1 protein-coding gene is annotated in these 2,211 nt (G+C 66.7%); it reads left to right on the top strand.

The features are described 5' to 3' along the window. Positions 1–630 precede the first annotated feature (630 nt). Entirely contained in the window at positions 631–2,073 is a 1,443-nt protein-coding gene (gene ltrA, locus ACZ3TS_RS42805; RefSeq protein ID WP_467628623.1) for a group II intron reverse transcriptase/maturase, read from the top strand. Positions 2,074–2,211: the final 138 nt, after the last annotated feature.

Raw genomic sequence — 2,211 nt, 5'->3', positions numbered from 1 at the left:
TGTGACCGAGTGGAGGTGCGAGACCGTGCGCCACGAGGCGCTGCTGATCCGTGTGCGGGTGTGAGACCCGCACCGTTGTCCTATCGCAGTGGGATGGCAGAAGCAGGGGGCAGTCGGGCCCGGCGAGTTGGCCGGACCTGATGGAGAGCAGCCCCGACAACGACGGGACGCGCCGGAACTACCGGACGGTGCGGGCCCGGCAAGCGAGACGGGAAGGTGGACGCGAGGAACCAGCGGTGTAAAGCCCCTCAAGACCTCCGCCAACTCAAACCCGGTGGATCTGGGCTGGATCGCGGTGTGCACTGCCTGTACGGGCAGGAACTCCTGGATCGGATTGATCTTGCCGATCGGGAGGCCACGGTGAAGGACTGCGGCGTAACCGTGGCGATGCCGCAGGGGCAAAGCTGGCCGCCTCACCCGACGAGCGGATCACAGTGAACGTGGGAACCACCCCGAAGCTCTCGCCTTGGCGCGCCTTCCAGGCGCGTCCGGCGGGAAGGCGCGACGTCCGCCGATGGCCCGGGGTGGGGCGGAGGGCTGGTAGTAGTCCGGGGGCGGGAAAGCCGTCCACATGGCGAAGCAGCCCAGCGGATTCAGGTAGTTGAGGAACTGCAAGGGACGGAGACGCTGGTGAATACCGGTGATCTGTGGCCCGACCCCGATGGGGCCTGGCTGCGGGTACGACGGATGCAGACCAAGCTGCACCAATGGGCGGTCGATGATCCCGACCGCAGGTTCGATGATCTCTACAACCTCGTCCATCACCCCGACTTCCTCACCGTCGCGTGGGAGAGGGTGCGGGGCAACAAGGGGGCACGCACGGCCGGCGTGGACCGGGTCATCCCGGCCTTCATCGCCGACGACGCCGACATCGTGGCCTTCCTGAAGAACACGCGGGAGCAGTTGAAGGCCCGCACGTTCACCCCTCTGCCGGTGAGGGAGCGCATGATCCCCAAGCCTGGCAGCGGAGGAAAGCTCAGGAGACTAGGGATCCCCACCGCGATGGACAGGCTCGTGCAAGCCTCGCTCGTGCTGGTCCTGGAACCGATCTTCGAGGCGTCCTTCAAGCCGGCCAGCTACGGCTTTCGCCCCGAACGACGAGCCCATGACGCCATCGCCGAGGTGCACCATTTCGGCTCCAAGGGATACCACTGGGTGCTGGATGCGGACATCGAGGCATGCTTCGACAACATCGCGCACTCCGTCCTGCTGGAACGGATGCGCCGACGAGTCGGAGACAAGCGGGTTCTCGCCCTGGTCAAGGCATTCCTGAAGGCGGGCATCATGTCCGCCGACGGCGAGACCAGGGACACGAACACCGGCACGCCCCAAGGCGGCATCGTCTCACCGCTGTTGGCGAACATCGCCCTCTCGGCGCTGGATGAACACTTCTGCGCCAAGTGGGACGCTCACGGCAACGGTGGCAGGCGGACAGCACACCGCCGACGTGGAGGCGCCACATACCGGATCGTCCGCTACGCGGACGATTTCCTGATCATGGTGTGCGGCACCCGAGCTCACGCGGACGCGCTGTGGGAGGAGGTCCCGGCTGTGCTCGCCCCTTTGGGGCTCAGCCTGTCCGTGGCCAAGACCCGGGTCTGCCACATTGACGAGGGGCTGGACTTTCTCGGCTTCCGCATCCAGCGGAGGCGCAAGAAGGGCACCAGCGAGCACTACGTCTACACCTATCCGTCGAAGAAGGCGCTGGCCTCCATCACGGGCAAGGTGCGGGCGATGACGAACAAGAGAGGTCAACGGACCCTCGCCGACCTGCTCCGCCAGCTCAACTCGGCGGTGCGGGGATGGTGTTACTACTTCCGGTTCGGGTCATCCACTGCCACGTTCCACTATCTCGACGACTTCTGCTGGCGTCGGGTGACGTTGTGGCTGCGGAAGCAGCATCCCGGGATCGACTGGAGGACTCTGCGGCGCCGCTATCTGACGGGTGAACCCGGCTGGCGGCCCGAGGAGGACGGGATCACGCTGTTCGTCCCGCAGCGGGTGAAGGTGACCCGCTATCGCTGGCGCGGATACAGCATCCCAACACCCTGGGCGAAGGCCGCGACGGCGTGAGCCGCGCGGTCCAGCGGGAGTCCGTGGAGCGCCGGATGCGGTGAGAGTCGCATGTCCGGTGCGGAGGGCGGGCCGGGGAAACGGGCTGGTCGCAAGGCCAGTACCGCGCCCCGGTCCGACCCCTACTCTACCGCCGGG

The organism is Streptomyces sp. NPDC022910, from assembly GCF_055561075.1.
The sequence above is the reverse complement of the archived record's forward strand: the minus strand, read 5'-3'. Positions and strand labels throughout refer to the sequence as shown.